At 73.7% G+C, this 25,789-nt stretch carries 21 protein-coding genes; 13 read left to right on the top strand and 8 right to left on the bottom strand.

Annotation, left to right across the window (positions count from 1 at the left end; all coding sequences use genetic code 11):
* The first annotated feature begins 29 nt into the window (after positions 1–29).
* Positions 30–695 carry an alpha-ketoglutarate-dependent dioxygenase AlkB gene (locus MNZ27_RS06800; RefSeq protein ID WP_242393288.1) on the top strand — a complete coding sequence of 222 codons (666 nt, stop codon included), beginning with the start codon at positions 30–32 and terminating at the stop codon, positions 693–695.
* A 226-nt stretch (positions 696–921) separates the two neighbouring features.
* Here the strand turns inward: MNZ27_RS06800 and MNZ27_RS06795 are convergent, their stop codons facing one another.
* Both MNZ27_RS06795 and MNZ27_RS06790 read right to left on the bottom strand, forming a co-directional pair.
* The gene (locus tag MNZ27_RS06795) at positions 922–2,073 is read right to left on the bottom strand and encodes an alpha/beta fold hydrolase (RefSeq protein ID WP_242393287.1); all 1,152 of its coding nucleotides are present in this window, start codon (positions 2,071–2,073) and stop codon (positions 922–924) included.
* On the bottom strand, positions 2,058–2,867 hold the full coding sequence (locus tag MNZ27_RS06790; RefSeq protein WP_242393286.1) for a MerR family transcriptional regulator: 810 nt from the start codon (positions 2,865–2,867) through the stop codon (positions 2,058–2,060). Before MNZ27_RS06790 ends, MNZ27_RS06795 begins: the two co-directional genes overlap by 16 nt.
* A gap of 255 nt (positions 2,868–3,122) precedes the next feature.
* On the opposite strand from MNZ27_RS06790, the gene MNZ27_RS06785 reads away from it, so the two are divergent.
* The 5 genes from MNZ27_RS06785 to MNZ27_RS06765 are packed head-to-tail and all read left to right on the top strand — an operon-like array spanning position 3,123 to position 7,704.
* The gene (locus MNZ27_RS06785) at positions 3,123–4,049 is read left to right on the top strand and encodes a 4Fe-4S binding protein (RefSeq protein ID WP_242393285.1); all 927 of its coding nucleotides are present in this window, start codon (positions 3,123–3,125) and stop codon (positions 4,047–4,049) included.
* A complete protein-coding gene (locus tag MNZ27_RS06780; protein ID WP_242393284.1) occupies positions 4,049–4,936 on the top strand; it encodes an ABC transporter ATP-binding protein in 888 nt (295 codons plus the stop codon). Before MNZ27_RS06785 ends, MNZ27_RS06780 begins: the two co-directional genes overlap by 1 nt.
* Positions 4,933–5,691 carry an ABC transporter permease gene (locus MNZ27_RS06775; RefSeq protein WP_242393283.1) on the top strand — a complete coding sequence of 253 codons (759 nt, stop codon included), beginning with the start codon at positions 4,933–4,935 and terminating at the stop codon, positions 5,689–5,691. Before MNZ27_RS06780 ends, MNZ27_RS06775 begins: the two co-directional genes overlap by 4 nt.
* A gap of 49 nt (positions 5,692–5,740) precedes the next feature.
* On the top strand, positions 5,741–6,709 hold the full coding sequence (locus tag MNZ27_RS06770) for an ABC transporter substrate-binding protein (protein WP_242393282.1): 969 nt from the start codon (positions 5,741–5,743) through the stop codon (positions 6,707–6,709).
* Entirely contained in the window at positions 6,706–7,704 is a 999-nt protein-coding gene (locus MNZ27_RS06765) for a transporter (RefSeq protein ID WP_242393281.1), read from the top strand. Before MNZ27_RS06770 ends, MNZ27_RS06765 begins: the two co-directional genes overlap by 4 nt.
* A gap of 197 nt (positions 7,705–7,901) precedes the next feature.
* Here MNZ27_RS06765 and MNZ27_RS06760 read toward each other — a convergent pair whose 3' ends face one another.
* Positions 7,902–8,219, bottom strand: coding sequence for a BON domain-containing protein (locus tag MNZ27_RS06760; RefSeq protein WP_242393280.1), 318 nt, complete (start codon positions 8,217–8,219; stop codon positions 7,902–7,904).
* A gap of 343 nt (positions 8,220–8,562) precedes the next feature.
* The gene (locus tag MNZ27_RS06755; RefSeq protein WP_242393279.1) at positions 8,563–10,185 is read right to left on the bottom strand and encodes a methyl-accepting chemotaxis protein; all 1,623 of its coding nucleotides are present in this window, start codon (positions 10,183–10,185) and stop codon (positions 8,563–8,565) included.
* Positions 10,186–10,615: 430 nt separating this feature from the next.
* Between MNZ27_RS06755 and MNZ27_RS06750 the strand changes: the two genes are divergently transcribed.
* From MNZ27_RS06750 to MNZ27_RS06730, 5 genes are all read left to right on the top strand, one after another.
* Positions 10,616–11,011, top strand: a complete 396-nt coding sequence (locus tag MNZ27_RS06750; RefSeq protein ID WP_242393278.1) for a PH domain-containing protein — start codon at positions 10,616–10,618, stop codon at positions 11,009–11,011.
* Between the two features lie 191 nt (positions 11,012–11,202).
* Positions 11,203–14,538 (top strand): PD-(D/E)XK nuclease family protein, encoded by a 3,336-nt coding sequence (locus MNZ27_RS06745; protein WP_242393277.1) that lies wholly within the window; start codon positions 11,203–11,205, stop codon positions 14,536–14,538.
* Positions 14,535–17,888 carry a UvrD-helicase domain-containing protein gene (locus MNZ27_RS06740; protein WP_242393276.1) on the top strand — a complete coding sequence of 1,118 codons (3,354 nt, stop codon included), beginning with the start codon at positions 14,535–14,537 and terminating at the stop codon, positions 17,886–17,888. Before MNZ27_RS06745 ends, MNZ27_RS06740 begins: the two co-directional genes overlap by 4 nt.
* 93 nt (positions 17,889–17,981) lie before the next feature.
* Entirely contained in the window at positions 17,982–21,068 is a 3,087-nt protein-coding gene (locus MNZ27_RS06735; RefSeq protein ID WP_242393275.1) for a DUF3427 domain-containing protein, read from the top strand.
* Between the two features lie 387 nt (positions 21,069–21,455).
* Entirely contained in the window at positions 21,456–21,911 is a 456-nt protein-coding gene (locus MNZ27_RS06730; protein WP_242393274.1) for an ester cyclase, read from the top strand.
* An 81-nt stretch (positions 21,912–21,992) separates the two neighbouring features.
* Here MNZ27_RS06730 and MNZ27_RS06725 read toward each other — a convergent pair whose 3' ends face one another.
* Positions 21,993–22,379 (bottom strand): ACT domain-containing protein, encoded by a 387-nt coding sequence (locus tag MNZ27_RS06725; RefSeq protein WP_242393273.1) that lies wholly within the window; start codon positions 22,377–22,379, stop codon positions 21,993–21,995.
* Positions 22,380–22,507: 128 nt separating this feature from the next.
* Entirely contained in the window at positions 22,508–22,753 is a 246-nt protein-coding gene (locus MNZ27_RS06720) for a hypothetical protein (RefSeq protein WP_242393272.1), read from the bottom strand.
* Positions 22,754–23,080: 327 nt separating this feature from the next.
* Between MNZ27_RS06720 and MNZ27_RS06715 the strand changes: the two genes are divergently transcribed.
* Positions 23,081–23,443, top strand: coding sequence for a C1 family peptidase (locus MNZ27_RS06715; RefSeq protein ID WP_242393271.1), 363 nt, complete (start codon positions 23,081–23,083; stop codon positions 23,441–23,443).
* Here MNZ27_RS06715 and MNZ27_RS06710 read toward each other — a convergent pair.
* Positions 23,418–23,729 carry a protease inhibitor I42 family protein gene (locus MNZ27_RS06710; protein ID WP_242393270.1) on the bottom strand — a complete coding sequence of 104 codons (312 nt, stop codon included), beginning with the start codon at positions 23,727–23,729 and terminating at the stop codon, positions 23,418–23,420. The two genes, MNZ27_RS06715 and MNZ27_RS06710, sit on opposite strands and share 26 nt — an antisense overlap.
* Positions 23,730–24,147: 418 nt before the next feature.
* Here MNZ27_RS06710 and MNZ27_RS06705 point away from each other — a divergent pair, with 418 nt between their 5' ends.
* Positions 24,148–24,621, top strand: coding sequence for a YbhB/YbcL family Raf kinase inhibitor-like protein (locus tag MNZ27_RS06705; RefSeq protein ID WP_242393269.1), 474 nt, complete (start codon positions 24,148–24,150; stop codon positions 24,619–24,621).
* A gap of 45 nt (positions 24,622–24,666) precedes the next feature.
* Here MNZ27_RS06705 and MNZ27_RS06700 read toward each other — a convergent pair whose 3' ends face one another.
* On the bottom strand, positions 24,667–25,701 hold the full coding sequence (locus tag MNZ27_RS06700) for an AraC family transcriptional regulator (protein ID WP_242393268.1): 1,035 nt from the start codon (positions 25,699–25,701) through the stop codon (positions 24,667–24,669).
* Positions 25,702–25,789: the final 88 nt, after the last annotated feature.

The raw sequence follows: 25,789 nt of genomic DNA, 5'->3' as shown, positions 1-25,789 counted from the left end.
AGAAGGTGGTTCGCCGTCATGGGATGGCGATGGACCCGTACCCGCTCCCGTTCCAGCCGACGCTCTTCGACACCGACACACCCTCGTTCGACGCGGCCTTCCGGCAGCTCGTCCGGATCGCGCTCGACGAGGCGAGCTGGCTGGACCTCGCGCCCGGCTGGGTGAGCGGCTCCGATCGCCTGTTCGCGGAGATCCTGGGGTCGCGCCGCTGGGGCGAGCGCACGCGCTGGATGTACGACCGCCGCGTCCGCGAGCCGCGCCTCACCTCGGGCTGGAGCCTCGACTCGGGCGAGCCGCTCGAGCCGCCCATCCTGGAGGAGATGCGCCGCTGCCTCGGCGCGCGGTACGGCGTGGTCTTCGACTCCGCCGGGTTCAACCTCTACCGCGACGGCGCCGACAGCGTGGCGTGGCACGGCGACAAGATCCGCGAGGAGATCGAGGACCCGATCATCCCGATCGTCTCGCTCGGCGAGCCGCGAAAGTTCCTCGTGCGGCCGAAGGGCGGCGGCCGCTCGCGCGCCTTCCCGCTCGGCCGCGGAGACCTGCTCGTCACCGGGGGCGCGACGCACCGGGCCTGGGAGCACTCCGTCCCGAAGGTCGCGCGCGCCCGCCCGCGCATCAGCATCGCTTTCCGCTACGGCCTCGACCCGCGGGCCTACGCCGGGAAGCGGACGCTCGTGCCGGAGGTGCGCTGAGCGCCGCCGCGGCGCCGCGCCCGGGCGGCGCTCGCCGCGTCAGCGCGAGCGCCCGGCGGCGAGCCGGCGCCCGAGCCGCTGCTCCCGGGCGCCGCCGCCGAGCCGCCACCGCCGTCGCGACGCCGTCCTCCGCGGCGACGCGTTCGCGGAGCCGCCTCGCGCGCTCGCGCAGGGCGTCGTCCTCGATGCATGCGCCTCCCTCCGGCCTCGGCGTGCTCGAGGCGGCTCACGGTTCACGCTTCGTACCTGTATCCGTACCTTCCATGAGAAGGTTCGTCGCGAGAAACGCGCGCACCTGGCGGGCGAACGCCTCCGGCTGCTCCAGGTGCGCGTAGTGGCTCGCGCCCGCGATGACGCGCAGCTCGGCGACCGGGAACGCGGCGGCGAACGCCCGGGTGGCGGAGAGCGGCTGGAGATCGCGCTCGCCGTGGAGGACGAGCACGGGGGCGCGGACGCGGACGAGCGCGGCGCGCCAGTCGTGCTTGCGACCCATGCTGAGGTAGACCGCCTGCGGCATGAAGCCTCCGACCTCGGTCGGCGCCGGCACGAGCGACGGCGATCCGGCTATCGCCGCCCCGTTCCCTCGCAGCGCGGCCGCGTAGTAGGGACCGAACTCGGCGTGGAGCGCCGCGAGCTGGGCCTCACTCTTCTCGAAGAGGTGCGCAAAGTCGAGGTAGCGCTCGAGGTACTTCTGGAAAGCGATGCGTTCGGTCGCCGCGAGGCGCGCGTTCACCTCGGCGAAGAGCCCGCCCGTCGGCGACGGCACGACGAGGAGCTCGGGCGGCGACTCGAGCACGAGCGCCGCGACGTGCTCGGGAAACTCCGCCGCGTAGAGCGCCGCGATGAGCGCTCCGAACGAGTGCCCGACCACGACGAGCCGCTCCTCGCCCAGGAGCCGCCGCACGCGCTCCACGTCGGCGATCTGCGCGCCGAGGCCGAGCGTACGCTCGAGCTCCTTCAGGTTCTTCCAGGTCGAGAGCCAGGAGCCCCCGCCGAACCGGTCGAAGGGGCGCGTCGAGCGCCCGCAGCCGCGCTGGTGGAAGTAGTGGAACGCGAAGCCGTCCACACCGCGCAATCCCGCCCACGGCTCGTCCGGCGGGATCGCCGGGCCGCCGTGCAGCACCAGCGCCGTCCGCCCGCTCCCCTGCGTGAAGTGAAAGAGCTTCACGTCCGGCTCGACGCGCCAGAACTCCCGGTCCACCTGCGCCGGCGCGTCCAACCCTGCGCGGAGGTTCGCGCCGCTCCGCACCGCGCCCGGTTCGTACATCGAGCCGCCCCCGCACCCCGTCGCGGCCAGCGCGGCCACCACGAGCCACCCGCGATTCCTCGCGCCCATGCCGTCCTCCCGGACCATCTCGAAGCTCAACGGATCGGCCACTGCAGCTCGGTCCGGTACGCGGCGGGCTCGCGCGCCTGGCACGCTCCGACCAGGTAGACCTCGCGCGGCGGGCCGTCGCTCTCGTGCCCGTGCTCCTGCATCCAGCTCTGCAAGGCGGCGTAGGCGGCCGGGCCGAGCGCGTCGTACGAGCCGGCGTGGAGCGTGTAGGCCACCGTCCCGCCCGGCAGCTCGCGCCCGCCCCCGTGGCCCTGGCCGGAGACGGGGCGGTCCACGGGCACGCACCACTCGACGTCCACCGCCTCCTCGTCGAACTCGGGCCCGTGATACAGCGCGAACAGCGGGCCGGCGGGCTGGGCCTGCGCGCGACCGAGGTGAGCGATCAGCTCACCGAAGGCGCGCGGGCCCGCGTCGCCGAGGTCGGCGAGGCGGGCGCGCATCCGGGTCGAGAGCACCTGCTGGGGGGCGAGCGCCTTCGTCCTCACCTCGTACGCGCTCGCCGGCCGGCTCGCGAGCTGCTCGAGCTCGGCGAGCATCGCGCGGTATTGCTCGACGCGCGCCTCGAGGCGTGCGCGGTGCCGCTCCAGGACCTCGCGGGCGGCGGCTGGGCCGCTGGCGCGCACGTATTGCCCGATCTCCTCGAGGGGAACCTCGAGCGACCGGAGGAGCCGGATCCGCTCCGCCTCGAGCGCCTGCGACACGCTGTAGTACCGGTAGCCGGACGCAGGGTCGACGAGGGCGGGCACGAGGAGCCCCATCTCGTCGTAGAGCCGCAGCGCCTTGGGCGACAGCCGGCAGATGGTCGAGAACCGCCCGATGGGGACGAGGTTCCTCATGTCTCCTCCTCGCGCATGACTGTCCAGCCTGCCCCTGGGGGAGAGTCAAGCCCTCGCGCCGACCCTGGCTCGGCGGAAAGTGCGAAGGTGCCGATCTCGTCAGCCGTCGAGTGAACGAGTCCCCGCCGCTTTCGTCATCCACGATGACGGACGTACATCCGTGATCGTTGACGCGCGTTCATGATCCGTTATACAGGACGTGCCGACGTTATCGCGGCACCGGCCTGTTGCCGGCCCGCGCGAGGGACACGAGAGATGAGGTCGTCGGAACGTCGGCAGCGGCGATCGCGCGAGGCGGCCCGGGTCGCGAACGCGCCGGGGGCGCGAGCGCGTGAGGCGCACGCGGCGCGGCCGGGGGCGCGGCTCGCGGCGCAGATCGAGCGGCGCGCGCGGGCGCTCGGCGCGAGCCTGGTCGGGTTCGCGCCGGTGGCGCGCTGGGCGGAGGCGGGAGAGGTGCCGGAGGCGTACCGGCCCACGGCGCTGTGGCCGGCGGCGCGCACCGTCGTGACGTTCGGCGTCCCGATGCTGCTGCCGGTGATCGACTCGACGCCCTCCATCAACTACCAGGAGATGTACGACGCGTCGAACCGGCTGCTCGACGACCTCGGCTACCGGCTCGCGGTGTGGCTCTCGGATCGCGGCCACGCGTCCGTCTTCCTCCCGCGCGACGGCTACGGGAGCCTCGAGGTCCTCCTCGAGAACCCCTTCGGCTCGTTCAGCCACGCGATGGCCGGGAAGTACGCCGGGCTCGGCACCATCGGCCTCCACCACAGCCTCATCACGCCGGAGTACGGGCCGCGCGTGCGGCTGGGGTCGATCTTCACGGCCGCGGAGCTCCCCGGCGACGGGGGCATCACGGAGGAGCTCTGCAACGGCTGCCGCCTCTGCGAGCGGCTCTGCCCCGCCGGCGCGCTCCGCCGCGCGGACGGCGAGGTGGTGGGTCACCTCGACAAGGACGCGTGCACGCGTCACCACATGGTGCTCCGCGACGAGAAGCGCTGGCCGTGCGGCGTCTGCGTGAAGGTCTGCCCGATCGGCGCAGACCGGAAGGTGTTCCAGGGTCTCGACGCGCGCGCCTACCGCGAGGAGCGGACGGCGATCGCGCGGAACCCCGACGACCCGCGCTACCGCGCCCTCGTCCACCTCCGCCGCCACGGCTCGCGCGGCGATCGGATCGCGTGATGACCACTCCACTCTCGACGCGACCCGCGATCCGCGTCGCGCACGTCACCAAGTCCTACCGCGGCGCCGGCGCGGCGCCAGGCCTCCTCGCCCTCGACGACGTCTCCCTCGACGTGAGGAGGGGGGAGCTCCTCGCGCTGCTCGGCCCGAGCGGCTGCGGAAAGTCCACCCTGCTCCACGTGATCGGCGGGCTCGTCCAGGCCGAGGGACAGGTCGTGGTGAACGGCGCGCCCGTCCGCGGGCCCGGGCTCGACCGCGGGATCGTGTTCCAGGACTACGCCCTCTTCCCCTGGCGGACCGTGCTCGCCAACGTCGCCTTCGGGCTCGAGATGAAGGGCCTGCCCGCGCCGGAGCGGAGCCGGATCGCGCGCGAGCAGCTCCGGCTCGTCGGGCTCTCCGCGTTCGAGGACCGCTACCCGTCCCAGCTCTCCGGCGGGATGAAGCAGCGGGTCGCGCTCGCCCGCGCCCTCGCCTTCGACCCCGACGTCCTCCTCATGGACGAGCCCTTCGCGGCGCTCGACGCGCAGACGCGAGAGCTCCTGCAGATCGAGCTGCTCCGCGTCTGGGAGCGGACCGGCAAGACCATCGTGTTCGTGACGCACAGCATCGACGAGGCGGTGTTCCTCGCCCAGCGCGTCGCGGTGATCACGGCGCGCCCGGGCCGGGTGAAGGAGGTGCTCGACGTCGAGCTGCCCTCGCCGCGCCACGCGCGCGACGTCCGCTCGACCCCCGAGTTCACGGCCTGCCGCCACGCCCTGTGGGAGCTCCTCTCCGAGGAGGTGACGCGCGCCTCCGGCGAGGCGAGCGCGGCGCCGGCGGTCGCGACGCCGCCCCGGCGCGGCCTCCTCGGCGCGTTCGCGCGGGCGTTCTCGCGGAGGGCGGCATGACCCGCACGCTGCTCACCCGGGTCGCCCTCGCGGCGCTCATCGTCGCGGCCTGGGAGCTCCTCCCCCGAAGCGGAGTCGTGAACCCGGTGTTCCTCACCCCGGCGTCCGAGGTCGCGCGGACGATCTGGGAGCTCTTCACCAGCGGGGAGCTCGCGGTCCACGCGCGCGTGAGCCTGGTCCGGATCCTCGAAGGGCTCGGGCTCGCGATCGTGCTGGGCGTGCCGCTCGGCCTCGGGATGGGGGCGTTCCGCGGCTTCGAGCGTGCGGTGGACGCTCCCCTCCAGGCCGGCCGCCAGATCTCGGCGATCGCCCTGTTCCCGGTGTTCATCCTGTTCTTCGGGATCGGCGAGCTGTCGAAGGTGATGATCATCTTCTGGGCGTCGCTGTGGCCGGTCCTGCTGAGCACGGTCGCGGGCGTGAAGGGCGTGGACCCGGTGCTCGTCCGGTCGGCGCGGTCGATGGGGGCGCGGCGCGGGACGCTCTTCCGCAAGGTCATCCTCCCCGCCGCGGCCCCGTCGATCTTCACCGGCGTGCGCCTGGGGGCCGCCTACGCGTTCATGGTCCTCGTCGCCGCCGAGATGATCGGCGCGAACGCCGGGCTCGGCTTCCTGGTGCTCAACTCGCAGGAGGTCTTCGCGATCCCGCGCATGTACGCGGCCATCGTGGCGCTGGCGGCCTTCGGCCTCGCGGTGAACGCGGTCCTGCTCGCCGCGGAGCGGCGCGCCACCGCGTGGCGGGAAGCCGCCGGAACCTGAAGCTCGACCCCGCCCGGCGCGGCCGGGCCAACAGACGTGGAGGGAACGCATGAAGCCGTTCGAGCTCGCAGTGGTCTTGGCCTCGCTCCTCGCGCTCACCGCCGCCCCGCAGCAGGCGTCGGCGGCCGAGCCGTTCGTCATCAAATATCCCAACGTCCAGTGGTTCGACCCGGTGTACGTGGCCGACGAGAAGGGCTGGTTCGCGGAGGAGGGGCTCCAGATCAAGTGGGTGGGGGAGATCCCCGCGGCCCAGCTCGTCCCCGCCGTCGCCGCCGGGAGCGTGGACTTTGCGAACCGCCACACGCCGCTCGTCCTCACGGCGCGCGCGGGCGGCGCGAAGGTCAAGATCATCGCCGCCGGCGCGCAGACCACCCCGGACCGGCCGCACATGAAGTACCTGGTCGCGCCCGGGAGCCCGATCCGGTCGGTGAAGGACCTGCGCGGCAAGAAGATCGGCATCAACAGCTTCGGCGCGTGCTCCGAGTACGTGCTGAAGGAGTACCTCCGTCGCAACGGGCTCGAGAAGAACATCGAGTTCCAGGTGATCCCGGATCCCAACCAGGAGCAGGCGCTCGCCCAGGGGCTCATCGACGTCGGCGTCCTCCACTCCCCCTATTACGAGAAGGTGGTGAAGACCGGCGCCGCGCGCGAGATCTTCAACGACTTCGTGGTGGACGACGGGCTCTCCGGGATGCTCCCCTACTTCACGAACGAGGACTTCCTCCGGAAGCACCCGGACGTCGTTCGCAAGTTCGTGAAGGTGCTGGTCCGCGCCTCCGACTGGACCAACGCGCACCACGAAGAGGCCGGCCAGATCTTCGCGCGCCGCCGCGGCCTCGATCCGAAGTACGCCGGGAGCTGGCAGTACTACGAGCACGGGCTCGTCCCCGGCCCGGCCCAGGTGCAGTGGTGGATCGACCTGCTCGTGCGGGAGAAGAAGCTCAGGCCCGGGCAGATCGTGGCGACGGACGTCTACACGAACGAGTTCAACCCGTTCGCGAAGCACGCCTCGCGATGAACGCCGCCCGCCCGAGCGGCTCCGGCGGGCGCGCCGCGCTGCGCGGCGTGCGCGGCGCGCTCGCGGCGGGTGCGGTCGCGCTCCTCCTCGGCCCCCCGACCGCCTACGGTTCCTGCTGCATCTTCGAGGATCCGCTCCTCGCGATCGGCGACGTCGCGGCGCGGAGCGGCGCGCTCCGGCTCGCGGTCGAGACCGAGACGCTCTCGTCCACGGCCGCGATGCAGTCGGGCGACGGGATGGCCGCCGGGATGGCCATGGTCGAGCACGTCCGGCAGGCCACGGTCCGGACCGTCGTCGTGTACAGCCCGGTCGAGCGGCTGAACCTCGTCGCCGCCCTCCCGCTCGTCCGCCGCGAGTGGCGGCTGACCGGGGACGGCATGAACGACGAGCGCGTGGTGCTCACCGGCCTCGGCGACGTGGACCTCGGCGCGCGGCTGGCGGTGTGGCGACGGGTCGAGTTCGTCCAGGATCCGGAGCGCATCGCGGTGACGCGGGTGCAGGCGCTGGCGCTGTCCGCCGGGACGAGCCTGCCGACCGGCGAGGACGACGCCCGCCGCGACGGCCTCCGCCTGGAGGAGCACGCGCAGATCGGAACCGGCGGGTGGGGTCCCTACGCCGGCTTGCTCTACCAGCTCTCGCGAGAGCCCTGGGCGTTCGCGGTGAGCGCCACCGCGCGGCTGCGAACCCCGAACGCGTTCGGGTACCGGTTCGGGAACGCGGTCCTCGCCGGCCTCGACGTGCAGCACGACCTGTTCACGCGTCTCTCGATCGGGGTCGGCGCGGACGTCAGGTGGGCGGCGCAGGACCTGCTGAGCGGCGCGACGGTCTCGAACACCGGCGGGTTCATCGGCTCGGGGACCGCGTCGATGTCCGTGGGGCTCGCCCCCGGTCTGCAGGCGCGCGTCCGCGCGGTGGTCCCGATCTTCCAGCGGCTCGAGGGCGATCAGCGCGCCGGGGCGGCGTTCTTCGCCAGCGTGTCGTGGAACCCGAGCTGATCGCGGGCTCGGCTGTGCTCGCCCCTGTTCTCGGCCGGCGAGCGATTCGTGCCGCGCTGCGCGCCGAGGCCCTGCTCCGAGCGCTGGTCACGTCCAGCGCCGAGCCTCGGGATGCTCGTCCCCGAAGCTTCCGCTCCTCGACGTCTTCCGTAGCAGCTTGACGCCGTACGCGACGGGGCGCTCCAGGGCGACCCCTGCTACTTCACGGTCAGACTGTTTTTCACGTCGCGGACACCGGAGACCTGGCCCGCGACCTTCCCGGCTTTCTCGACCATGTCCTTCGAATCCACGAACCCGCTCAGCTGAACCACTCCTTTGTACGTCTTGACGCTGATCTGCAGCGACTTCAACGCCGGATCCTGGAGGATCGCGGCCTTGACCTTGGCGGTGATCGCAGAGTCATCGACGTACTCGCCGGCGCTCTCGCGGGTGCGGGTGGAGGCGCAACCCAGGAATGGCCCGCCCGTACCAAGGAGGCCCGCGGCGGTGATCGCGCTCAGGACGCGTTTGCGCATGCGTGTTCCCCTTCTCCGAATGCCCTACCAAACGTAGCGAGCCTTCGGCCGAGGAGCCTGAACCCAGGCGTGGTGTTCGTCTTGGCCTCGACGGCGGGGGAGCAGGGTGCTGCGGCCGAGCGGGGCCGGTCACGAGGCTCCGAGATCCTCGATCAGCCTGTCGAGGAGCCGTCACGCTCGCGGAGAGCGGATCGCAGTCCACGACCGCGGCGGCCCAGAGCCGGCCCCGCCCCCGCGGTGGCCGGCACCTCGGCCCAGCCCGCGACGATCGCCGGCGGACATTTGTGGGACCTCATGGTCCCCGCATACCAGCCCTTGGAGCTCGGTCGGCCCGACCCTGAGCCTAGAACGGCCGGTACCCGGTGCCCGCGCCCTTTCCGTTCTTGATCGCCGCCTTCACCGGAGCCGGAGCTGAGCGCCGAGCGGGCGCGCCCGGAGCGTGCGCCGCCTGCGCGGGGAACGCGACGCGAGCGCCCTGGCTCTTCACCTGGAAGAACGCGATGAGCTGCTGCAGCGCCTCCGCCTGCGTGGCCATCTCCTCCGCCGTCGAGCTGAGCTCCTCGGCGGCGGACGCGTTCCGCTGCGTGACCTGATCGACGAGCCCCATGGCCTTCGAGACCTGCGCCACGCCCGAGGACTGCTCCCGCGAGGCCGCCGCCACCTCGTGGACCAGCCCCGCCGTCTTGCGGATCGCCGGCACGAGCGTCTCGATGAGCTCGCCCGAGCGCTCGGCGGCCGCGACGCTCGACCCGGCCAGACCGCCGATGTCCTGCGCGGCCTTCTGCGAGCGCTCCGCGAGCTTCCGGACCTCGGTCGCCACCACCGCGAAGCCCCTGCCGTGCTCTCCGGCCCGCGCGGCCTCGATGGCCGCGTTCAACGCGAGCAGGTTCGTCTGGTAGGCGATCTCCTCGATGATCGAGATCTTCTCCGCGATGGCCTTCATCGCGCCGACGGTCTGGCGGACCGACTTCCCGCTCTCCTCCGCGTTCGCGGCGCTCTCGTTCGACACCGTCTCCGTCACCCGGGAGCTCTCCGCGTTCTGGGTGATCGACGCGCTCATCTCCTCGAGCGACGCGGTCGTCTCCTCCACGCTGCTGGCCTGCTCGCCGGTGCCCTGCGACAGGACCTGGGACGTCGCGGAGACCTGCTGCGAGGCGCCGGCGAGCGCCTCGGCGCCGCTCCGGACCTCGCCGATCACCTGGGCGAGCTTCCGCGCCATGATCGCCAGCTCCGCCTGGAGCTGACCGACCTCGTCGTGACGGTCGGCGGCGACGCTCCGGGTCAGGTCGCCGCGCGAGATGGCGGCCGCGACCTGGATCGCCTCCTGGAGCGGAGCGGTGATGCTCCGCGCGAGCAGCAAGGAGAGGAGCACGAAGCCCGCGGCGGCCACGAGGATCGTGGCGATCACGACCTGCCTGACGACGCCCGTCGCCTGGAGGGCGGACTCCTCGCTCCTCGCGAAGGCGCGCCGCTGCTCGTCGCGGAGATCGAGGATGACCTGCTTCACCTCGCGCCACACCGGGGTCTCCTTGCTCACGAGGACCGCGACGGCCTCGTCGCGGTTGCCGGCCTCGGAGAGGTTCATCACCTCCTGCTTGAGCGTGTGGTCCTCGGCCCAGAGGCGGTCCACGGTCTGCAGCCGGGCCTTCAGCTCCGGCGGCGCGATCTCGGTCGCGCGCTCGAGGGTCTTCAGGAACGCCTCGTGCGCCTCCCGGTAGTTCTTCTTCGCCGTCCCGTCGTCCGGGTTGAGCAGGACGTTGCGCGTCGCCTGCCCGGTCTGCAGCCCCGCCGAGTACATCGACTCGAAGCCGACCAGGAGATCGAGGTCGTCCCCCGCCATGCGGGCGATGGTCGCGTCGCTCTCGCGCCCCTGCACCAGCGCGGCGGATGCCACGGCGAGGAGCGCGAGGGAGCCCACGGCGACGAGGAAGGCCAGCTTGGTCCGGATCTTCAGGTTGGCGAGCATGTGCAGATCCCCAGTGAGGAACCTCGTCGTGCGGTCCCCCCGGACCCCGCGCACGCCTTCACGCATCATGCGTGTACATACCCCATCTCAACGAGCGGAGTGTGCCCGGCGACGGCCTGCGATGTACGCCGCCGGGACCGGTGTGAGCGAGCGCCCGCGCCTCGCCGACGTCGGCCCCCACATCACGGAAGGCGCGTCAATCCAGCACATCGGCGGGGGCGGATGGGCGGGGGCGGATGCTGCTGTTCCACCAGGTCGGGTTGGTCGTTCCACGAACGTGACGATGAACCGCAGGGATCCCCTGCCCTGGGGTTGCCCGACGAACGCGATCAACGGTCCGTGTCCGGGACGCTGATATCCTGTCCTTGCGCGTGCGGACCCTCACGCAAAACGCTTTGGCTTGCCACCAGGAGTGCACGACATGGGATTGATGGATCGGCTGATCGGTCACGCGGATGTGAGCGGTGCGTCCTCGAACGACGTCGAGCGGTTCTTCGGGGAGGGCGAACAGGTCGTGGCGGCGTTCCGCTTCGTGCGCGACGAGATCGTCGTGACGAACCGTGGGATCTACGTCGTGGACGTCCAGGGCCTCACCGGGAAGAAGAAGGAGTACAAGTACTTTCCGTTGAGGGGGCTCAAGTACGTCTCGTTCGAGACGGCGGGCACGCTCGACATCGACGCGGACATCAAGATCGGCGTGGACGGCAACACCGAGATCGTGAACGGGATCCCGCACAACAAGCCGCTCTCGTTCAAGATCCCGAAGGCGCAGTCCGCGCAGGGCGAGCAGTTCATGCGGCTCGTCAAGGCCGCGATCGACGGGTGACCACGGCCAGCCGGTGTTCCCGCGAGGCAGACTTCTCCTGCGCTGCTCGGTCGTCGTGTGCCCCCGCTCCGCGACGGGCATCCTGTGCCTCGCGACGCTCGACGCTGGCGGGTGGCGATGGCTCGCCGGGCGCCGGCCAGCGTGACGTCCGCCGTCCGTGTCCGTCCCCGACGTAGCATCTCCTCTCCAGCATGAAGCTCACCGTCATCGACCCCCTCGCCTCCTGGGCCAACGCCATCGCGGCGCTGCCGGCGCCGGGGCCGCTCCCCTCGCGGTTGGTCCTCGTCCCGTCTGAGCGGCACGCGCACGCCCTCCGCCGCGCGTTGGCGCGGTCGGGGCGCGGCGGGGTGCTCGCGGGGACGCGCTTCCTGGGGCCGCTCTCTGCGGCTCTCGAGGTGCTCCGGACGGCGGGCGTGCCCTTCTCGCCGGGCGAGGACGGGCTCCGGCCGGCGCGCCTCCTCGCGCTCTTCCACGAGGATCTCCCGCTCGAGCACTTCGACCTCGACCTCCTCCGCACGACGCGCGGATGGGACGACGCCTTCGCCGCCGCGATCGCCGAGCTCGAGGCCGCGGGGCTCGGCCCGGACGACCTCCCGGCCGACGCGGCGCCGACGCGTGATCTCGCGCGCGTCTGGGAGCGCGTCTTCGCCGAAGCGGGGACGTCCTGGAGCACGGCGCGCCTGTACCGCGAGGCGACGGCCCTCCTCCAGCGCGACGGGCGCGCCTGGCCCTTCGCCGGATCGACGCTCGCGCTCGCCACCGGCCACGAGGACGCGGTCCACGCACGGTTCCTCTCGGCGATCCCGGAGCTCACGCTCGCGCTCCGGGCCTTGCGGCCCCTCTCGGCGCGGCACGCCCGTCGCCTCGAGACGCTCTACGGCGCCGAGGCGATGAGAGCGCTCGCTTCCCTCCCAAATCGCCCTTCGGGCTCAGGGCGACCGACGACGGGTCCGGCCACCACCGGCGAAGCGGCGCCCGACCCGCGAACGGCGGCGGCCACGGCGACCCGGGCCGCCGCGGCACCGCCGGCCGAACCGGCCGCGCCGATCGAGCGCGACCTCCTCGCGACCTACCTCTTCGCCGACGCCGCGGTCCTCGCGGCTCCGGACCGCCCGCGGAGCCGCGGCCCGGACGGGACCGTCGAGCTCGAGGAGCACGCGGGCGTGGAGGCGGAGCTCGATGCGACCGCGCTCTGGGTGACGCGCCAGGTCCTCGAGGCGCGCCGGCCGCTCGAGGAGCTCGCCGTCCTCGTCCCCGCCCAGGATCCGCTCGCGCAGCTCGTGGCGGATCGCCTGGCGCGCCTCCCCTTCGAGGGCGGACCGCTCCCGGTGTACGTGGCGGGCGGGCTGCCGGCGATCTCGACGACGGCGGGCGCGCGTGTCCTCGCGGTGCTGCGCGCGCTCCGCTCGCACCTCTCCGCCGACGCGCTCGCGCCGGTCCTCCCCGCGCTCCGGCTCGACGGCGACGGGGGCCGCACCCACCTCACCCATGGCGAGGCGATGGAGCTCGCCTTCGGCCTCGGCACCGTCGGCGGCAACGCGGCTCACCCGCAGGGCGCGCTCGCGTGGCAGGAGCGGGCCGCGGCGCGCGCGCTCGAGCTCGAGGCGGCGCTGGCCCGCGCCCGGACGGACGAGGACTCCGCGGCGCGGGAGGGCTGGCGCCTCGAGCGCACCCTCCGCAACCTCCGCGCGATCCGCCCCGCCCTCGACGCACTCGTCGGCGTCGCCCGCGCCGTCGTGGACGAGGCGTCGCTCGCGGCCGTCGCCGACGTCTTCGGCGGCTTCCTCGCGCGCTGGCTGCTCGCGCCCGGCGACGGTGCCGCCCTTCCAGCGCGCCTCCTCGAGGCGATCGCGCCGGCCTGCGCCGGCCGCCTCGGGAAGGCGCTCGCGGGCGAGGACGCGCTCGAGGTGATCGAGGATCACCTGCTCGCGCTGCGCATCCCGCGGGGCCGGTTCGGCGAGCCGGCGGTGTACGTCGGCACGGTGGCCGGCGCGGCGGGGCTCGACTTCGCCGCCGTGCGGGTGATCGGCCTGTGCGAGGGCGTGCTCCCGTCGCGGCCGCGAGAGGATCCGGTCGTACCTGCCGCCCTCCGCGAGGCGCTCGAGCGGGCGGCGGCCGGGCGCGTGATCGCGCGCGCCGAGGACCGCGTCTCGGCCCAGGTGCACGCGCTCGTCGCCGCCGTCCAGGGCGGCCGCGAGGCGATCGCCCTCTCGGCGCCGCGCGTGGATCTCGCCCGGACCGAGCGCGAGCCGAGCTCGATCTTCATCGACGCGGCGGCCGCGCTCGCGCGCCCACGGGCGGACACCGGGAGGCCCGCCGACCCGGTGCCGGACGGCGCCGCCCTCCGCCGGGACCACTTCCGCCCCGCGGCGCGCGCCGCCGCCGCCTTCCGCGCGGCGCACCCGGTCACGGACGCGAGCTGGCTCGACCGCGTGGCGCGGGTCGATCCGGCCCTCCCTCCGGAGTGGACCGGCGCGCCGCTCCTCGATCTCGGCCGCGTCGCCGCGCTCCGCGCCCCCGCGGGCCCGCTCGGCCCAGGGGACGGCGTGCTCGGGGCCGGCGACCATTTCCCGCCGATCCCGGGCGTCGTCCCGGAGCGGCCCATCTCCGCCTCCGCGCTCCAGCAGCTCCTCCAGTGTCCGCGCATGTTCCTCATGCGCCGCATCCTCGGCTGGGAGGAGCCCGCCGGCGCGCCGTCGCTCCGCGAGCTCGACGCGACCGCGTTCGGGAGCCTCCTCCACCGGGTGGTCGAGGTCTTCTACCGGGAGCACGGGCCCGCGTTCTCGCGGCGCGAGGGGACGGCGAAGAAGTGGCTGAAGCTCGCCGACGCGGTGGCGGATCGCGAGCTCGACGCGTTCCTCTGCGAGTACCCGCTCGTCGGGGAGGGCGTGCGCCGCAAGGAGCGCGACCGGCTCCACGACGCGGTGGGGGCGTTCCTCCGGTACGACTGGGAGGGCGCCGGGCGCCGCTTCGTCGGCGTGGAGCTCCCCTTCGGCACCCCCGCGCCGCTCGCGGTCGCCGCCGGCGGGGCGACGCTCCACGTGCACGGGTACATCGATCGCGTGGACGTCGAGGACGGCGTGGCCGTCGTGCGCGACCTCAAGTCCGGCAAGGCGCACCCGCGGGTGAAGGCCGAGGCCGGCCCCACGCCGCTCCGGGACATCCAGCTCGGCCTCTACCAGCTCGCAGCTCGGAAGCTCGCGAAGCAGTGGGGGACGCCCGCGAAGGTCGCGGTCGCCTACGCGTACGCGGACGGCCGGGGCGAGGTGATGGAGCGGGCGTTCCGCGCCGACGCGGCGGCGCTCGAGAAGGCGACGAGCGAGTGGCTCGCCACCGCGGCGCACCTCCTCCACGCGCGGGCGTTCCCGCCGTCCGCCGACGAGGACGACTGTGCGTACTGTCCGTTCCACGTGCTCTGCGGCGACGGCGCCGCCGCGCGCGCCCGGGAGGCGCTCGCGGAGGTGGAGGACGGGCCGCTCGCGCGGTTCGGCGCGCTCAAGCGGGTCGGCGAGGAGGACGAGGGATGAGCACGCGGAGGCCCGCACCCGACCAGCAGGATCGCGACGCCGCCGTCCACGCGCGCGGCGTGAACGTCATCGCCGACGCGGGCGCGGGGACAGGCAAGACGACGCTGCTCGTGGCCCGCCTCGTCGAGCTCGTCGCCCCGGCCGACGACGGCCCGGCGCTCGCCCTGGGCCGGGTCGCGGCGATCACGTTCACCCGGAAGGCGGCGGGCGAGCTGCGGCTCCGGATCCGCGAGGCCCTCCTCCGCGAGCTGGCCCGCCCGGACCTGACCGACGTCCGGCGCGAGCGGCTCGCCGGCGCGCTCGCGGCGCTCGACACCGCGCCGGTCGGGACCATCCACTCGTTCGCCGATCGCCTCCTCCGGCTGCGGCCCGTCGAGGCGCGGCTCTCGCCGTCCTACGACGTCGTGGAGGACGAGGGGCCGCTCGTCGCGGAGGCGTTCGCGGCCCTCCTGCACGCCGTGGAGGCGGGGACGCTCGCGGCGGAGCTCGCCGGCCGCGTGGACGCGGAGGTCGCCGAGGCCGCGCAGTCCGCCTTCCTGGACGCGCTCCGCGCCGGCGTCCGCGCCGAGCGGCGCGTGCACGACCACGGCGAGATCGCCGGGCTCGACTGCCTGGTCGAGGCGCTGGTGCGGACGCGCGACGTCCCGCCGGTGGTCCCGCCCGCACGGCGGCCCGACCTCGGCAAGGTCCGCGACCTCGTGGACGAGTTCGTCGGCCACGCGAAGGCGTCGAGGGGGGACGGGCGCGGCTCGCGCTGGATCGCGGCGACCGGGCGCCGGCTGGAGCGCGTCCGCGAAGAGGAGGATCCGGTCCTCGTCCTGAAGGAGCTGCTGCGCTGCGGCCCGCCGGACAAGCTCGGCAAGAAGGCGGACTTCCCCGACGACGACGCCGGGTGGGCCCTCTACAAGGCGTTCCTCGGCGACGACGGGAAGAAGGCGCTCCGCGAGGGCTCGCTGCACGAGGACCTCCTCCGCCCGCTCGCGGGCTGGCTCGCGCGCCGCCTCGTCGCCGCCGCGCCCGCGGTCGTGGCGATGTACGGCCAGGTGAAGGCGCGTCACCGCGCGGTCGATCAGCTCGATCTGCTCATCGAGCTCCGGGACCTGCTGCGCGACGACCTCGCCGTCCGCGCCGGCTACCAGGCGCTGTTCGACCACGTGATGGTGGACGAGTTCCAGGACACCGACCCGCTCCAGGCCGAGATCGTCCTTTACCTGTGCGAGCGTGGCGCGATCGCGGCGGACTGGAGCGACGTCGCGCTCGCGCCGGGGAAGCTCACCATCGTGGGCGACCCGAAGCAGTCGATCTACCGCTTCCGCCGCGCCGACATCGGGGTGTACGCGGCCGTGCGGGCGATCATCGAGCGAGGCGAGCCACGACCGGTCGTCGCGAAGCTCCAGGCCAACTTCCGGAGCGAGCCCGCGCTGGTCGAGTGGCTCGACGCGCGCTTCGATGACCTGCTGGGCCGCCCGGTCGAGGGGAAGCCCGTCTTCGATCCCGACGCCGGGACGGTCGCGAACGAGCCGCTCCTCGCCGGGCGCGAGGGCCACGCCGCCACCGCGGTCCAGCTCCTGCCGCTCGCCGCCGAGGACGGGCGGAAGCCGGTCTTCCGCGCCACCGAGGCGAAGGCCCTCGCGGCGTGGCTCCGCTGGCTCGTCGACGGGGAGAGGCGGGCCATCGTCGATCCCGCGACCGGCGCGCCACGTCCGGCCGGCTTCGGCGACGTCGCGATCCTCGTCACCGCCACGAGCAACCTGCCGCTCCTCTTCCCCGAGCTGGACCGGCTCGGCGTGCCGTACGCCGCGCGCGGCGGCTCGCTCTTCCTCGGCGATCCGCTCCACCAGCAGTTCCTGCTCGGGCTCCGGGCCCTCGCCGACCGGGACGACGGCGTCGCCCAGGCCGCGCTGCTCCGGCCGCCGTTCTTCGCGCTGGACCTGGATGACCTCGCGCGCGCTCGCGCCGCGGAGGAGACCTCGACCCACCCCGGCGTGCTCAGGGCCCGCGCCGCGCTCGAGCTCGTCGGCGAGCTCCGCCGGGAGCGGCTCGCGCGCTCGCCGGGCGCGACCGCCCGCGACCTCCTCGAGCGGACCGCGTTCGGCCGCGCCGCCGCCCTCGGGCCGAACGGGGCGCAGCGGCTCGAGGCGCTCCGGGAGCTCTGCCTCGCGCTCGACGCCCTCGCGGCCGAGGGGCTCGACTTCGACGCCGCCACGGCGCGGCTCAGGGCGTGGGTGGAAGATCCCGTGCCCCTCGATCCCCCGCGGCCGGTCGCGAGCGAGGCGGTGCAGATCCTCACCGTCCACCAGGCGAAGGGGCTCGAGTTCCCCATCGTCGTGCTCTGGGACGCGTGCGCCGACCTCGCGGCGCGCGCCGTCCGGAGCCCGTTCGTGATCGATCGGACCGGCCGGTCCTGGGGGATCGCGCTCGACGGCCTCGTCTGGGACGAGCCCGCGGACGGCGAGGTCGCGGCGCGCGAGCAGCGGTACCTCGACGCCGAGCGGCTCCGGCTCGTCTACGTGGCCGCGACCCGCGCGCGCGATCTGCTCGTCCTGCCCGTGGCGGGCGAGCCCGACCCGCGCCGCGTCACCGGCCGCCTGGTCGCGGGCGCGCCGCCGGCGCTGATGGAGGCGCTCGAGCCCTACGCGCTCGACGCCGAGCCGGCGTGGGCGAGCGCGCTCCCGGCCCCCGCGACGCGCCCGACCGGCGACGCCTCCGATCTCGCGGCCGAGGTCCACGCCGCGTGGAAGGCGGCCGTGGCGGACGCGGCGCGGCCGCGGTTCACGCCGGGCGCGGTCACGGCCGAGGCGCACGCGAGGATCGAGGCCGCCGAGCGCCCGGGCGAGGCCGGCCTGCCGCGCCCCGAGCGGAGGAGCCGCTTCGGCCCGGTGTTCGGCGAGACGGTCCACGCGGCGATCGGCCTCGCGCTCCGCGACGCGGCGCTCTCACCCGCCGCCGCCGTCGCGCGCGCGGCCTCCGCGAGCGGCCTCGCCGAGCGGCACGCCGAGGCGATCGAGGACGTCAGGCGGGCGCTCGCCGCGCTCGCGGCCGCGGGGCTCCGCCGCCCGCCCGGCGCGGATCTCCAGCTCGAGTACCCGGTCGCGCTCGCGGCGGACGGCAAGCTCGTGCAGGGCTACGTGGACCTCCTCGGCACGCGCGGCGGCCGGATCGCCGTGGTGGACTTCAAGACCGACGCCCCGCCCGCCGGTGACGTGCACGCGACGCACGCCGCGTACGTCGAGCAGGTCCGGAGCTACGCGCGGATGCTCGTCGCCCTCGGCGTCGCGAGGGAGGGCGAGATCGAGGCGGGGCTGCTGTTCACGGCGGAGGGGACCGTGAGGTGGGTGACGCACGGTTGAGCCCACCGAAGACGAGGCGCAGGCGCCTCTCCCGCGCGTGTCCGTCTCCGGGTAGGCTCGAGCCCCTTCTCACGAAGATCCGGAGCACGAACCGTGTCCATCTGGCGCCGCTCGCACGCCGAGCTCCCTGTCGGGGTCTACGACGAGGTGGTCTCCGAGGCGCTCGAGGCTCGCCTCGCGAGGCTCGAGGAGACCCACGCGATCGAGATCGCGACTGTCGGGAAGGACTCCGACGTGGACGAGCAGCTCGTCACGCTGGTGCGCGACGCCGCACGCATCGCCATCGAGGCGAAGAGCAACGCGCTCGAGAAGATCGCCGTCGCCCGCGCGATCCTCGAGCGCGTCGGCGACGGGGGACCGTTCCGGCCTGGGGAGACCGTCCTTCGCGACCGGATCCTGCACGGGATCGCGGAGCGAGCCCCCGGGCGTGGGCCGACGTCGAGCAGGCCCCCTCGCGGCTCGCTGCTCTCCTCCGGGCTCCTCACGAACGCGCACGGTGAGAGCGTGCTCTCGCACCTGGCGAGCGAGTTCGCGAGCGCGGACCGGATCGACCTCCTCTGCTCCTTCATCAAGCTGAGCGGGCTCGACAAGTTCCGCCCCCTCATCGAGCGCCACCGCGCGCTCGGCCGTCCCCTCCGCGTCCTCACGACCACCTACATGCGGGCGACGGAGGTGAAGGCGATCGAGCTGCTGCACCGCCTCGGCGCCGAGGTGCGCGTCTCGTACGACGACACCACGACCCGCCTGCACGCGAAGGCGTGGCTCTTCCACCGGAGCAGCGAGTACTCGACGGCCTACGTGGGCTCCTCGAACCTCTCGCACGCCGCGCAGACCGAGGGGCTCGAGTGGAACGTCCGGCTCGCCCAGGCCGACCAGCCCGCCCTCTTCGAGGAGATGCGGGACGTCTTCGAGAGCTACTGGGTGGACGCCGACCGCTTCGAGCCGTTCGACGGGACGGACGCCGCGACGCGCCGGCTCGTCCGGGCCCTCTCCGAGGCGGAGCGCACGACCGACTTCTTCGCCTTCGATCTCGAGCCCAAGGAGTGGCAGAAGCCCATTCTCCGCGAGCTGCAGGACGCGCGCGCGGCGGGGCGGACGCGCAACCTGGTCGTCGCCGCGACCGGGACCGGCAAGACGCTCGTCGCCGCGTTCGACTACGAGCAGCTCCTCCGCGCGGGGCAGGTCGACTCCCTCCTCTTCGTCGCGCACCGCAAGGAGATCCTGGAGCAGTCGATGCGCGTCTTCCGGCACGTGCTGCGGCGCCAGCACTTCGGGGAGCTCTGGGTGGACGGGCAGCGCCCCGAGGCGGGGCGACACGTGTTCGCGTCCATCCAGGCGCTGGCCCAGGCGACCGCGCTCGACCCCACCGCGTTCGACCACGTGATCGTGGACGAGGTGCACCACGCGGCGGCGCCGAGCTACGCCGAGCTCCTGGATCGGCTCCGCCCGAAGCAGCTCGTCGGGCTCACCGCCACGCCGGAGCGGGCGGACGCGCGCCTCTACGAGGAGCACTTCCCTCGTCCGTACGTCGGCAACCTCCGCGTCTGGGACGCCATCCAGCAGCAGATCCTCGTCCCATTCCGTTACTTCGTGCTCGACGTGGACGGGCTCGACCTGTCGGACGTGAGGTGGGACGGCGGGTACGTCGAGTCCGACCTGTCGCGGCGCCTCATCGACGCCCAGGAGCTCTGGGTGCGGGCCGTCACGCGCGCCATCCGCGAGCGCGTCGCGCGACCCGAGCAGATCCGCGCGCTCGCGTTCTGCGTGGACAAGGCCCACGCGCGCGTCGTGGCGGACCGCCTCTCCGCGCTCGGGCTCGCCGCGCGGCCGCTCACCGCCGACACCCCGCGCGAGGAGCGCGACCGGGCCAAGGGGGACCTGACGAGCGGGAGGGTCCAGGTGCTCTGCGTGGTGGACCTCTTCAACGAGGGCGTGGACATCCCCGACGTGAACACGCTCTTCTTCTTCCGGCCGACCGAGAGCACCACCGTCTTCCTGCAGCAGCTCGGACGGGGGCTCCGGCGCACGCGGGACAAGGACATCCTCACCGTCCTCGACGTGACCGGCCTCCAGCACCCGAGGTTCCGCTTCGACCGGCACCTCCGCGAGCTCCTCGGCCACACGCCTCGGGAGCTGCGCGAGTTCCTCGAGAAGGGCTTCGGCCGGCTGCCGTCCGGCTGCGTGCTCCAGTTCGAGGAGCGGGCGCAGCGGGACGTCCTCGAGCGCGTGAAGCGCGCCATCCCGTCGAGCCTGGACGGGCTGCGCGCACTCCTTGGCGCGCACCGCGAGCGGGGCTGGGATCTGGAGGCCTTCCTCCGGGAGACCGAGGTGGATCCGCTCGACCTGTACCGGGGCGGCCGGTCGTGGACGTCGCTCCGGGCGGACGTCGGGCTCGCGCAGCTCCCTGCGGGAACGGCGGAGCGCGAGGCGCTGGCGAACGTCCAGAAGCTCCTGCACGCGAGCGATCCCCTCCGGCTGTCGGTCTGGAAGCGGCTCGTCGCGCTCGAGCCGCCGCGCTCCGCGCTCGAGCGCAGGATCGCGGCGATGCTGTTCGTCGTGCTCCATGGCCGGTTCGAGGCCTCCCGGCTCGACGACCTGCTCGCCGAGTGGCGGTCGCACGCCACGCTGCGGGAGGAGCTGCGGCAGCTCCTCCCTGTCCTCGAGCGGCGCGCCGACTCGAGGCCCCACCCCGCGGCGCTCCCTCCGGAGATCCCGCTCGTCGTCCACGGCCGCTACCTCGACGTGGAGCTGAGCGCCGCGTTCGAGGCGATCACCCGCGGCGAGGGGCGCTACAAGAACTTCTACACGGGCGTCGAGCCGGTCTGCGGCGGCCGCTACGACCTGCTCCTCGTCACCCTCGACAAGGGGGACCAGAAGCACGAGCACCTCCAGTACGCCGACTTCCCGTTGAGCGAGACGCGCTTCCAGTGGCAGTCGCAGTCGCGCACCCGGGAGGACAGCGAAGACGGCCAGCGCCACCTGCGCCCGGCCGAGGTCGGCGTCACGCCGCTCCTGTTCGTCCGCGAGTCCAAGAAGGACTCCCGCGGCGTGACCAGCGCGTTCCGGTTCCTCGGCGCGGTCGAGCCGCGCGCTCACCGCGGCGAGCGGCCGATCACGGTCGAGTGGGAGCTGTCGACCCCGCTCCTCCCCGAGTGGGTCCGGCGCTGGCGCGTGAGCTAGATCGCGCTCAGGGCGCCTTCGCGCCCCGGCCGCAAGCGCTCGAGCGCGCCGGGCCCCGGCCCGCGCGTCGTTCCGGGGGCGCCACGCGGCTCCGGCGCCCGCAGAGGCGCCCGCCGATCCGCTCGCTCGCACCTCGCCGTGGACGCTTCGCGAAGGCGTCAGCGGCGCGCCAGTGAGGAGGCAGGCCGGCGGGGCGGCAGGGAGCACGCGCGCCGGCCCGTGCGCGCGGCAACCGCCGTGGCGCCACGCGCGGCGCCCGCGTCACGCGCCGGCCGCCGCGCTCCCGCTCGGCGAGAGCCGTACTGTACGTGTACGTGCAATCCCGGCCTTCGTCCCTAGGATTGATCCGGATCGATCGATGAAGGTCGATCGAGAAAGGGGGAAGGTATGGCTACCTTGGATCTCACGGCGATCGTCCGGGACGTGATCGACGCCTTCAACGCGAAGGACCTGGACAAGCTCGCTTCCTGTGCATATCCGGACGCGAAGACCCTGAACGTGCCGTACGACGTGAAGCTCGGCTTCCGCGAGGACGCGGAGATGTGGATCAGGGCGTTCCCTGACGCGACCTGCGAGCTGACGAGCCTCATCGGGCAGGGCGACTGCGTGATCGCGGAGTTCACGGGCCGCGGTACGCACACCGGCCTGCTCAAGGGGCCGACCGGCGATCTCGCGCCGACCGGGCGCAAGGTCGAGGTGCCGTGCGTGCAGGTGTTCAAGCTCCGCAGCGGGAAGATCACCGAGTCGCGGATGTACTTCGACGCCGCGACGCTCCTGTCGCAGCTTGGACTCCGGGCCCCGGCGCAGGGCCGCGAGGCCGCGGCGCCGCCGCCCGTTCACTGACGCGTAGTCAGCGGACGCGGCGCGGGACCGATTGAAGAGGCGGACGCCGACCCTGGCGGCGGCCGCCTCCGGATCGGGCCGTCACCTGAGCGCCTTCAGCGCCGCCTTCAGGTCGGACACCGCGAGGAACGCGGTCGCCTTCCGCCCGCCGGTGGTGCTCACGAACACATACTGGATGTTCACCTTGGCGTCGCCGAGCAGCCTCGCCACCTCGCCGAGCGTGCCCGGCTTGTCGGCGAGCTCCACCTCGAGGATCTCCTCCACCTCGGGCATCCAGCCGTGGGCGGCGAGCACCCGCCTCGCCGTCGCGGCCTTGTCCACCACCAGGCGGACCACCCCCTGATCGCCCTCCTTGCCCCCGTGCACGGCCCGGAGGTTCACCTTGGCCGCTCCGAGAGCGGACGCGATCTCGCCGAGCATCCCCGGGCGGTCCTCGACCCGGATCACGAGTGCCTTCGCGCGTGGCATGTCGAGCCCCCTCGCCGGACGGTCACCCGAGCGTTCGGATCGCGTGCCGCCTCGCTCCCAAAGGTCCCGACCGGCCCGGCTTACGATCTAGTCGAGGCCGTCCGGCGTGCACGGCGGTGCGCGCCCGCTCACTCCTTCTTCTTGAGCTCCTTCTCGTGCTCCTTCACGAACGCGCGGATGTCGTCCGCGATGTCGAGGAGCTTCAGCCACTGCTCCTGGTAGAGCGTCACCGGGAAGCGGCCGAGGCCGTACACGGAGACGGCCCCTTTCTCGCTCACCTTCATCGAGATGCCCTTGCTGCCGCGCGCCTTGAGCGTCGCGTTCTCCGCCTTGAGGCGCTCGAGCTCCGACCTGAGTTCGTCTTCGGTGGCCATGGGATCTCCGCGGGAGGGCCGGCTCGCGCGCCGGTCTGGAGGCGTCAGCCTACGAGGAGCCCCTGACGACGGCAACCGAGCGGTCCAGAGCAGGACGATCGTCTGCTCCCCTGAAGGCCTCTGGGTGGCACTCCTGGTGTTCGACGGGACGCAGCCCGCGCGCGCCGATTCGTGCGCGCCCGCCTCGCCGTCCGTGGGTCGGTCGGCGACCTCGACGCCGGAGCGACGCTCATCCCCGGAGCAGGATCCACCGGAAGCGTGGCTCCCACCGGCGGTGGATCCGACGTTGGGTCCGGGTATGCATCCGCCGACCCGAAGGAGGACGCCATGCCCCAGCAGCTCCGGACGTACAAGGTTCAGCGATATGGCTGGATCCGGGACCTCCCGGATCACCGCGACCTGATGTACGCGGCCCCGATCGTCAACCTGCAGACACTCCCGTCCAAGATGGACCTCCGCGACACGAACTTGTTCCCCGACGCGTACGATCAGGACGATCTCGGCAGCTGTACCGGCAACGCCATCGCGGCCGCGGTGCAGTACGTGCGGAGCAAGGAGAAGAAGAGCCCGGGCTTCATCCCGTCCAGGCTGTTCATCTACTACAACGAGCCGTGCGTCAGAGCGAATAGGCGGCACCGCTCCCGCGGGCGCGGGCGCGCCGCCGTCACTCGACGACGGCGTGCACGCTGAATCGGCGCGCGGGCTCGGCCCCGCTGAACGACCGCACGGACACGAGCACGATCTCCCCGGCGCCGCGCTGGACGGTCGTGAACGTGAACGTGTGGCGGCCCGGAGCTCCCGGCGTCATCGACGAGGGCGGCTCGAACCGATCCGAGCCGGCGCGGCATGCGGGTGCCCCGTCCGAGACCAGCCGCCAGCGGTAGCCGGTCGTGGGCGTCTCGGCGAGCGTCACCTCGAGCGTGTCCCCGGCGCGGAGCCGCAGCTCGGTGCCGGAGGCGGACTCGTCCAGGTGCATGAGGCCTCCTGCCCGCGTCGCCGCCGAGGGCGTGGCGGTGTTCGCGTCTCGCGCTCGCCCGGTGGCGCACCCGGACACCACCGAGAGCGCGCCTACGACGGCTGCAGCGACGCGCAGCACACGAGGCATCTCCGAGAGCCTCCGGGGGCTTCACCGTTCGTCGCCCGCAACCGTAGCGCAGGGCATGCGAACGAGAGGGAGCCTGTTGGGGGGCCTCCAAGGGTGAGCCGCTCCGGAGCGACACGAGGGATCGAGCCCGCCGGCGAATGCCCGCGGGCGAGGCCACGGTCGGATCGCGCCGCACCCTCCCGCGAGCGCTAGGATGGAGAGCATGTGTCGCGTCCTGCCCGTGGGGGTCGCCCTCGGCGCCGTCCTCCTCGGTGCCGTTCCGCGGGGAGGCGTGGCGGGAGGAGGAGCCATGGCGCTCACGCTGAAGTCGCCGGCCTTCGCGCCCGGCGGCGAGATCCCGGCCGTACACACCTGCGAGGGGAAGGACGCCTCGCCCGCGCTCGAGTGGTCGGGCCTCCCGGCCGGCACGAAGAGCCTCGCGCTCATCGTGGACGATCCGGACGCGCCGGATCCGAAGGCGCCCAGGATGACCTACGTCCACTGGGTGCTCTACGACATCCCGCCGAGCGCCACCGGCCTCGCCGAGGCCCTGACGCGCCTCCCGCCGGGCACGCGCGAGGGGCTGAACGACTGGAAGCGGACCGGCTACGGCGGCCCGTGCCCGCCCATCGGCCGCCACCGGTACTTCTTCAAGCTCCACGCCCTCGACCGGACGCTCGGGGACCTCGGCACGCCCACCAAGGCGAAGCTCGAGCAAGCGATGGCGGGGCACGTCCTCGAGCGCGTCGAGCTCATGGGGACGTACCAGAAGCGGCGTCGCTGACGCCGGCGCGCGCGCCGAAGCATCAGCCGGCTCGAGGCCGCGGCTTCACCGAGGGCGCGTGGCACGCCCCGGCACCGAGCCGGCGTGCTCACGTCGCCACGCGCTGGGCGACGTCCCGGTCCAGCGCCGGAACGCCCGCGTGAACGCGCTCTGCTCCGCGAACCCGACGAGCCAGCTCACCTCCGCGATCGCGACGTCTGGGGCCGTCAGGAGCGACTCGGCCCGCTCCCGCCGGACGCGATCCACCTCCGCTGCGAAGCGCGTCCCCTCCTCCTCGAGGCGCCGCTGCAGCGTCCGCGGCGAGGTCCCGAGGCGCCGTGCCACGGCGGCGAGGGACGGCTCGCGCCCCGTCAGCTCCGCCCAAATGGCGGCACGCGTCCGCGCCGCGCCGTCCCCGCCCGACGCGCGGCCGAGGAGCGCCCGCGCGTGCTCGTCGAGCGCCGCGAGCAGCCGCGGGTCGCCCCCGGAGGTCGGCGCGTCCCAGGTGGCGCGCGAGAGGACCAGCGCCGCGACGGGCGCGCCGTACGCGGGCTCGACGCCGAGAACCCGCGCGTGCTCCGCGGCGTGGGCCGGCCGCGAGAACGTGAAGCGGAAGCCGAGCTCCGGCCTGGGCGCGCGCGTCACCTGCCGCACGCGCGAGGCGAGGATCGCCAGCGTGTACTCCTGCGCCTGCGGCGGAAGCGCGCCGCCCCCCACGGCCCGGAACACGAGACTCACCGCACCGCCCGCCTCCTCCTCGACCGCGAGCGCCGCCCGGGGATCGACGAGCGGGAAGTAGGCCGCGACGCGCCGGAGACCCTCGCCGACGGTGGCGCCGCTCGCGCCGAGGTAATCGAGGACACGGAAGGCGCCGAAGGGCGTCTGCTCGGCGGCGCGGAGCGCGAGGGCCGGGTCCCCGCTCGCGAGGAGGGCCTCCCGCCAGACCGCGTCCGCCTGCCCGGCCTCGAGGCGGGAGTCCGGGTCCTCGAGCCGCGCGCGCTCGATCCCGGCGCGGGCGAGCAGTCGGTCGGGATCGAGCCCGAGGCGCCCGCACGCCTCGACGAGCGCGCGGGTGGCGACGGGGAGGACGGTGGCGGCCACGCTTCGCAGCTTATCGCGCCGCCGCCCCGCTCGACGTGAGCCTGCGTCGCGGCCGCGCCGTGTCGCTGGCGCGGGCGGGCGAACGATT

It is taken from the genome of Anaeromyxobacter oryzisoli, assembly GCF_022690765.1.
In the GTDB taxonomy this organism is placed as follows: domain Bacteria; phylum Myxococcota; class Myxococcia; order Myxococcales; family Anaeromyxobacteraceae; genus Anaeromyxobacter; species Anaeromyxobacter oryzisoli.
This window is presented reverse-complemented; position numbering and strand designations above follow the sequence as displayed.